The organism is Micromonospora sp. NPDC049903 (assembly GCF_044460945.1).
GTDB lineage: Bacteria > Actinomycetota > Actinomycetes > Mycobacteriales > Micromonosporaceae > Micromonospora.
Genome location: NZ_JBITKL010000044.1, coordinates 20,355 through 27,467 on the forward strand (window position 1 = coordinate 20,355; position 7,113 = coordinate 27,467).

Below are 7,113 nucleotides of genomic sequence, written 5' to 3' on the forward strand. Positions count from 1 at the left end.
ACCGCCCTAGGCTGATAGTGGGTTCGGGCCGAGGAGGAGGAGTCGCATGCTGGAAGTGCTGGTGACGGTGGGTCTCGGTGCTCTGGGCAACATCATCGCGGACGCCGTCGCGGCGACCGGCGCGCATCAGCACAACCGTCGCGACCCCGAACGGGTGGCTCTCGGCCACGTGTCCGCGAGAGCGCTGTCCACCGCCTTCGCCGCCGCGTGCCACGAGGACCTCGCGGCGTCGCCGGAGTGGATGGACGCCGTGGCTGCGGACTGGGGGCCCGTCTTCACCGCCGATGTCGCCGAGCGCCTCATGGCGGTGATCGCCGCGCCGTCACCGGAGAACCAGCGGCTGTTCGGCGAAGCGCTCCGGGACGCCCTGCGCGACGCCGGCCGCGACCCGGACATGCTGGAACAGACCCTGTCGATCGAGGAGTTCGTCCACGCGTTCCCGCAGCACCTGTGGCAGGAGCTGACACGCGCCGCGGTCACTCAGTCCGACCTGCGCGACCTCGCCCAGCTGCTCTACCGACGGCGCGCCGATCACCACGACGCGGGCCTCGAACCGGCCGGCCCCCGTCAGCGCCGACGTGACCTGCTGGACTACCTGCGCGCCGTGCTGCGTGACACCCGCGGCACCCTTCCCCCGTTCCTGCCGCACGACCGGGCCGCGCACCTGCACCAGCGGGTGCGGGTACGGCTCAAGGCTCGTCTCGCCGACCGCAGCTCCGGCGAGCAGACCGACCGCGCCTACCAGCCGCCGGTGGAGTTTGCCGGACTCGACGACGCCGATTCAGGGACCGAACGGTCGTGGACCGAGCTGCGGAACTCCGCCCCGTGGATCGTGGTGCTCTCCGACCCGGGACTCGGCAAGTCGTGGCTGGTTCGCAACGAGACCGTCCGCCTGGCGATGGAGGCGCTGCAAGCCCTCGACGAGGACCGCGACGCCGTCGTTCCGGTCCCGATCCGGGCGGACCAGCTAGCCGAGGTGCTAGGACGATCCCTCGGCGACGCCGCCGCCCGGCACGCCGTCAGCCAGGATCAGCTCGCCGAGCGGTCGCAGACGTACTTCGCCGAGCAGGTCGACGCCGGCCGTGCCGTGCTGCTCGTCGACGGGCTCGACGAGGTGCCCGACCCGGCCGCACGACAGCGGGTCCGCGCGGCGCTCGCCGCCTGCTGCCGCCGGCCCAGCGCCCCGCGGTGGCTAGTGACCAGCCGCATCGCCGGATACACCGGTATCGAGAGCCCGGACGCGGCGGAGATCGAGCTGTTGTCGCTGACCGGCGAACAGGTCGTGGCCTATGTGCACGCCTGGGGTCTTGACGATCCGGCCAGGGGACGCCTGCTCAAGGCCGTCACCGATCCCGCGGTGGCGGGAATGGCGAGGATTCCGCTGTTGCTCGGCCTGCTCTGCTCGCTGGCCGGTAACGGCCAGGACATTCCAAGGACCAGGACTGATCTGTACGGGCGGATGTTGCGCTGGTTCCTCGAACGACCACACCGTGGCCCCGACCGTTCTGGCCCGGCCGACCAGGCGCTGTTGGACCTGCTCCAAGGTGTCGCCTTCCATTTCGCGGCCCGAGGGAGCGGCTGGGCCGACCTGATGCCCGGCGACGCGCTCACCAGGATCATCCGGGAGTCGCCGATGCTGCGGGAACTGGGCGGCACCGCCGGTCAGGTTGTCGACCAGCTCGTGGTCGACCTGGGCATCCTCGTCCCCGAAGGCGACGCTTCACGGGGACGCCGCGCCCGCTACCTGTTCGCCCACCGGACGTTCGCCGAGTACCTCGTCGCCTGCTACTTGGCCGCCCTCGACGAACCGGACCGGTGGGAGATCATCGAATGTCACCTGTGGTTCGACCCCGAATGGCTCCAGGTCATCTCGATGCTCGGTGGTTTGCTCGAGGCGGACGAGGCGAGACGGCTGGTGGGTTGGCTCAGCGACCGCGACGACGACGCCTTCCGGCAGGCCTGGCTGATGGAGATCCGGGTGATCTCCGAACATCCGCAGGCCGCGGACTTGCTCACCCCGGCCGCCCGGGACACGCTGCACCAGGAACTGGACCGGGCGGTCCGGCATCCCGACCTGCGGTGGACGGTCGTGACAGCGCTGCGGGGGATCTCCGTGCCCGCGGCGGCCGTGGTCCGCCCGCTGTTGCGGCTCACCGAGGATCCGGACGAGGGCGTGCGCCTGGCCGCGGTGCGCAGTCTCGCGGCCGTCGACACACCGCCGTCGACGGCCCATCTGCTGGCCCGGCTCGATGACACGGACGAGCAGGTCGTGGTGGAGGCCGCGAAGGCCCTGGCGGGACGAACGTCGCCGTCCGTGCTACGGGCGCTGCTGGAGAGGGCTTCCGACGAGCGGTGGCGGGTGGCCGAGGCATGTGCTGCATCGCTGCGGGCCCTCCCTGTAGCGCTGCGGGTCCAGACCGTCGCGCCCTGTCTGGCCGCTGACCAGCCGGCGGCGGTCCGCGCCGCCTGCTACGCCGTGCTGCACGGCGCCGGTCCGGAAGCCCTTGAGATGATTCTCGCCGGGCTCGCGGACGAGGATCCTGACGTCTTCGTCGCGGCGGCAAAGGCCGTGAAGTCTCCGCTGCATCCGCGCGCGGAAGCCCTGCTACTGCGGCGCCTGGACACCTACTTGGCAGCGGCGGCCGCGGGCGACGACATAATCATCTGGGACGGACCAGCCGGTCATCGCCGCGACGCGGACGCGCAGGCGGCTCGCGCCGCCCTCGACCGCTGCGGATCGCAGGCACCCGGTTTCACCGCAGCCTACCTGTGCCAGGTCATCGATCGCGACGACACCCTCGATCACTTCGGCCGTGACACCGGGCCCGTCGCACCGACACCCGAACTGGTGGACGCACTCGTGCAACGACTGAGGCATCCGGGTGGCCCGCAGCACAGAGCCGCGCGGGTGCTGCGCGCGATGCGCCCGGCCGACATCGATGACGCGCTGCTCGGCCTGCTGAGCAGCGGCGACGTGGCGCTCGTCGGACCGGCGCTGGTGGCCGCCTTCGGGCGCCGTGACGAGCGGCTGGTCGCGGCGATCACCGCACTGCTCGCGGACCCGCACGACGGTATTCGGGCGAGCGCCATGGAAGCGCTCGTCGAGGCGGATCCGCCCGGCCTCGCTGAGATCCTGCCGGCCGCGCTGCGGGACAGGGCCCCGCAGGTGCGGCGGCTCGCCGTGGGCGCGTGCGCAGGCCGCGACGACACCGGGCTGACGGTCGCGTTACTCGAGCGGATCCGTATGCCCGGCGAACACGAGGGCGTGGTCGTGGCAGCGATCGAGGCGTTGCGCGGACGCGAGCAGGAGCCGGACGTCAGAGAGGTTCTGCTCGCTTGCCTGCGGGGTGAGACGGAGGTGGAGACCGAACAGCAGTACACACCGGGCAGCGGCCTCTTCGTACATTTAGGACCGTCCAGCCGTGTGGCCGCCGCAACGGCTCTGACCCAGGTCGAACCCGACGCCGTCCTCGCCGAACTGACGGCCCGGTCCGGCATGGAAAACGGTTATGTGGGCCGGGAGGTCGCGTGGGCGCTGCTGCACTGCCGGGCGCCGGGCACTGTCGAATTCCTGCTGCTGATGCGCCGGAACGGAGCCCGAAAGACCCGCATCGCCGCGCACAACGTCCTGCTCTCCCGCGGCTACGAGGAAGATCTGGTGACGATTGCTGACCAGTTGGCGGCGATGCCCGCGGAGATACTGCACGACATGCTCGGGATCGCGCTGAGGCTCGGCGAACAGCACTATCTCAAGCTCTCCGGCACTGACCGCCTGCGGGTACGCCGCCAGCTGACCGCCGCGGTGACCGCCGGTGAGCCGCTGACCAGATCGTGAGCGCCGGGTTCAGAGGAACGTCACCACCAGGTCAGGGTAGGCGACGACTTGGACTTGGCGGTGGGGGACCGCACCGCCGGTGTCGTTGACGACGTCGGCGATGGTGCCGACCTCGCCGAGGGAGACCGTCAAAACGCTGCGCAGCCGCATTGCGGAATACCCCCAGCTGTGCCCCGCCGGCCCGCCGCCAGATGGAGACTCACGCAATCGACAAGTCCAGCGCCACTCGGTTCGACGCGACGCACTGACGTCAAATCGGGCCGCACTATTCGTCGTGTTCCTTCGGCGGCTGATCACCAGCGCCTGGGAAGGCGTCCTCCGCGCGGTGCACGTTGCCAATGATGTAGTGCGCGGCGGCCTCCTTGGTGATCCCGATGGCCTCGGCCATCATGCGTGGGTCGGCACGCTGGGCGAGGTCGGATAGCCGGGTTTGGCGCAGAGCTTGGGGCGTGACGCCGACCTTGGTTAGTGCCCGGACGGGGAAGCCGATGGAGCATGGCCGGTTGTGCTGCCGAGTGTGGTGGGTGACGAGCAGGAATCGGTTGTCTGTGGCGGTTGTCGGACGTTGTTGAAGGCAGACGCGGATCGCCTCAACGGTCAGCGGGTCGAGCGGTACGGGATGACGCCGGTTACGTAGACGGACGGTTGCCCGGTCGAGGTCGATGTCGTCAAGGCTGAGCATCCGCACGTCCTCGTTGCTGGCTGCGTGGATGAGGCATAGCAGCCCGACGACTCGCTCGCGGGGGTCAGTATCGTCCCGCTGCCAGCGGTGCAGTAATTGCCGCTGGCGGGTGTGGTTGATCAGCAGTCCGGCGTATCCCTTGCGTTGGCTGCGGCGCAGGTGGGCGGCGGGATTGATCAGCGTGATCTTTCGGCGTCGAGTGAAGGCGAAGAAGTCTCGCAGGGCCGGGATTCGCTGGGCGGTGTTGACGGTGAGGAACGTTTCCAGATCCTCTGCGGTCACGGCAGCCCAGTCGTCGACGCCTCGGGTGTCGAGATGGTCGGCGAGCTGGAGTAGGACGTTGATGCGGTAGGCGATCGTCTTGTCGCTGAGGCTGGCCCCGCCGTACAGGAGCGTGCGGCGTTGCTGGCTGACCAGGTAGTTGACGAACTGCTGGCCGGCGGGCTGAAGCCTGGCCGGGAGGCGGTCCAGTCGTCCTTGCCGCCAGGCATCCACCGCGGCGTCGGGACCGTCGGTGGGGACGCCGTGGCGGGTGAAGAAGTCTCCGAGAATGGCTGCGGTGCTGCGGCCTCCGGGTTCGCGGCTCAGCGTCGCGAGTAGCTCGTCCGGCGTGCAGACGCCGGCGAGGATGAGTCTTTCAACGCGTAGCAGATGTCGGATCACCTGCTTGGAATGCGATATCGTGACCCATTCGGTCGCGGCGGTGAAGAACCACGTCGGCAGTTGTCCGTTGCGGACCGAGCTGCGGTTGTCCAGCCATCGCGACAGCAGCTGCGGCTGCAGGTCGTGGCAGTCGCCGCACAATCGCAGCCGGCCGGGGGTGGCGCGTGATTGGGCACCGCAGCGCGAGCAGCTGATGGTGACGTCGGCGGCGGTGTAGCAGCGACGGCAGCGCTGGGCGGCGAAGATGCCGTTCGTGCCGCAGTCGGTGCACAGGCCCGCGCGTCGGATGTCGCTGAGTCCGGTCATGGCCAGAACGGCGGCGGGGTGCGGCCGGCCGGGCTGATCTGCTCACCGGCTGTCCGGGCGATCGTCCGGGTTTGGGTTGGTGCGATGGGTTGCGTCACCGGACTGGTGTCGACCTCGATGAGGTCGTTGGGGGTGCATTGCAGCGCGGTGCACAGTGCGGCGAGGGTCTCAAGCTTCACCTGGTTTGGCTGCTTGGTCATCAACGCGGAGATCGACGCGGAGGACAGTTCGTGTCCGGCCTTGTCGATAAGCAGTCGGCGTAGCTGCGCGCCTGTCCACACCTCGCGCTGGGCGGCTGCCATCCGCAGCCTCCACCGAATTCGCATGGCGCTACTCCTTATTCGTGCCGTGCTCGCCGGTCAACTCGTTCAACGTGGCGCTGACCGCGCTGCGGTACGCATCCTCGATGAACGTCGCGGAAGGCGTCACATAACCCATCGTGGTACCTACATGCCAATGTCCGAGCATCTGTTGAATGGCTACCAGATCGACGCCGCGCTCGTAGTTGCGTGTAGCGCAGCCGTGGCGCAGGGCATGCGGGCTGAACCCGTTCTCCCGGCCGTGTCCTTCCACCTTCAGCAGATACTTCAACCGGTTGCGGACGGTACCGCTGCTAAGCAGGCCGCCACCCTCGTCACAGAACAATGTCGGCTCGTTCTTGCGAAAGCGTGGCCGCACATCGCGCAGGTACCAGCGCAAGATCAGGTGCAGGTCGTCCAGCATCGGCACCCAGCGCGGACGCGGTCCCGACCCCTTGGCCGCTTTGCCGAACCGCACGTGCAGCTTGCCGAACGGACCGCGGTCGAAGTGCACGTCGCGGATCTCCAGCTTGGTGACTTCAGACGCCCGCAGCCCGGCGTGGTACAAGGTCCGATACAGCGCATAGTCACGCGCCCACGGCGCCCACTTGCGGGCCACGCCCATACGGGTGCGGATGAAGGCGAAGAACTCATCCATCCGCTCCGGCGTCGGAGGCACGATCGCGGTCGTGTCGTCCACATGCCGGCCAGCGTGGAACTCGTCGATCGGATCCTGCAGCCGCACCCCGAACCGCTGCTCGATCTCAACAGCGTGCCGCGCCAGAAGGTAGCGGAAGAACTGACGAAACGTCCTCACATAGTCTCGGCGCGTCACCGACCCCGTGCCCCTGGCGACCAGTGCCTCGACTACCCGATCCACGTCGGCGGGGGTCAACTCCCATGCCGGCTGGCCCGCCAACTCCAGAAACCGGTCCAGGGTGGCATTGTCGTTCTCGATCGTGAGCGCGCTGAAGTTACGCGCCACCATGCTGGAGACCCAGCCGCCGACACACCGGGCCTGAAACGCCCATGGCTGCTCGATTTCACCGGTCGCCACCGCAACCGCCACTGTTCCCTGGACGAGCCGTAGCCCTGGACGTCCGCTCATCACCGCACGCATCCCTTCGACACCCTTTGAACTTCAAGGTGCCGCCTAAAGATGCGGGCAACCGCCGAAAGAGTCACGGAGCCACACTTCCGCGTATTCCCACAGGTCAAAGGCGTTGCGGTTGATTAGTACTCCAACGTCACTTGGCTTGGGCGTCGGGCGTGGCGTGGGCATGGAGACGGCCACCGCGTTGATCATCGATGGTTTGTGAGGACAACCG

At 68.6% G+C, this 7,113-nt stretch carries 5 protein-coding genes; 1 reads left to right on the forward strand and 4 read right to left on the reverse strand.

Annotation, left to right across the window (positions count from 1 at the left end; all coding sequences use genetic code 11):
- Positions 1-46 precede the first annotated feature (46 nt).
- Positions 47-3,835, forward strand: coding sequence for a HEAT repeat domain-containing protein (locus tag ACIBO1_RS31385; protein WP_396752795.1), 3,789 nt, complete (start codon positions 47-49; stop codon positions 3,833-3,835).
- A gap of 9 nt (positions 3,836-3,844) precedes the next feature.
- Here the strand turns inward: ACIBO1_RS31385 and ACIBO1_RS31390 are convergent, their stop codons facing one another.
- From ACIBO1_RS31390 to ACIBO1_RS31405, 4 genes are all read right to left on the reverse strand, one after another.
- Positions 3,845-3,985, reverse strand: a complete 141-nt coding sequence (locus ACIBO1_RS31390; protein ID WP_357219049.1) for a hypothetical protein — start codon at positions 3,983-3,985, stop codon at positions 3,845-3,847.
- Between the two features lie 115 nt (positions 3,986-4,100).
- On the reverse strand, positions 4,101-5,486 hold the full coding sequence (locus tag ACIBO1_RS31395; protein WP_396752797.1) for a hypothetical protein: 1,386 nt from the start codon (positions 5,484-5,486) through the stop codon (positions 4,101-4,103).
- On the reverse strand, positions 5,483-5,788 hold the full coding sequence (locus ACIBO1_RS31400; protein ID WP_396752799.1) for a helix-turn-helix domain-containing protein: 306 nt from the start codon (positions 5,786-5,788) through the stop codon (positions 5,483-5,485). Before ACIBO1_RS31400 ends, ACIBO1_RS31395 begins: the two co-directional genes overlap by 4 nt.
- Positions 5,789-5,816: 28 nt before the next feature.
- The gene (locus ACIBO1_RS31405; RefSeq protein ID WP_396752801.1) at positions 5,817-6,905 is read right to left on the reverse strand and encodes a tyrosine-type recombinase/integrase; all 1,089 of its coding nucleotides are present in this window, start codon (positions 6,903-6,905) and stop codon (positions 5,817-5,819) included.
- Positions 6,906-7,113 lie beyond the last annotated feature (208 nt).

What these genes read in the sequence shown, in the direction of transcription:
- ACIBO1_RS31385 (WP_396752795.1), top strand. Translation starts at nt 47, where the DNA reads ATGCTGGAAGTGCTGGTGACGGTGGGTCTCGGTGCTCTGGGCAACATC.
- ACIBO1_RS31390 (WP_357219049.1), bottom strand. Translation starts at nt 3,985, where the DNA reads ATGCGGCTGCGCAGCGTTTTGACGGTCTCCCTCGGCGAGGTCGGCACC.
- ACIBO1_RS31395 (WP_396752797.1), bottom strand. Translation starts at nt 5,486, where the DNA reads ATGACCGGACTCAGCGACATCCGACGCGCGGGCCTGTGCACCGACTGC.
- ACIBO1_RS31400 (WP_396752799.1), bottom strand. Translation starts at nt 5,788, where the DNA reads ATGGCAGCCGCCCAGCGCGAGGTGTGGACAGGCGCGCAGCTACGCCGA.
- ACIBO1_RS31405 (WP_396752801.1), bottom strand. Translation starts at nt 6,905, where the DNA reads ATGCGTGCGGTGATGAGCGGACGTCCAGGGCTACGGCTCGTCCAGGGA.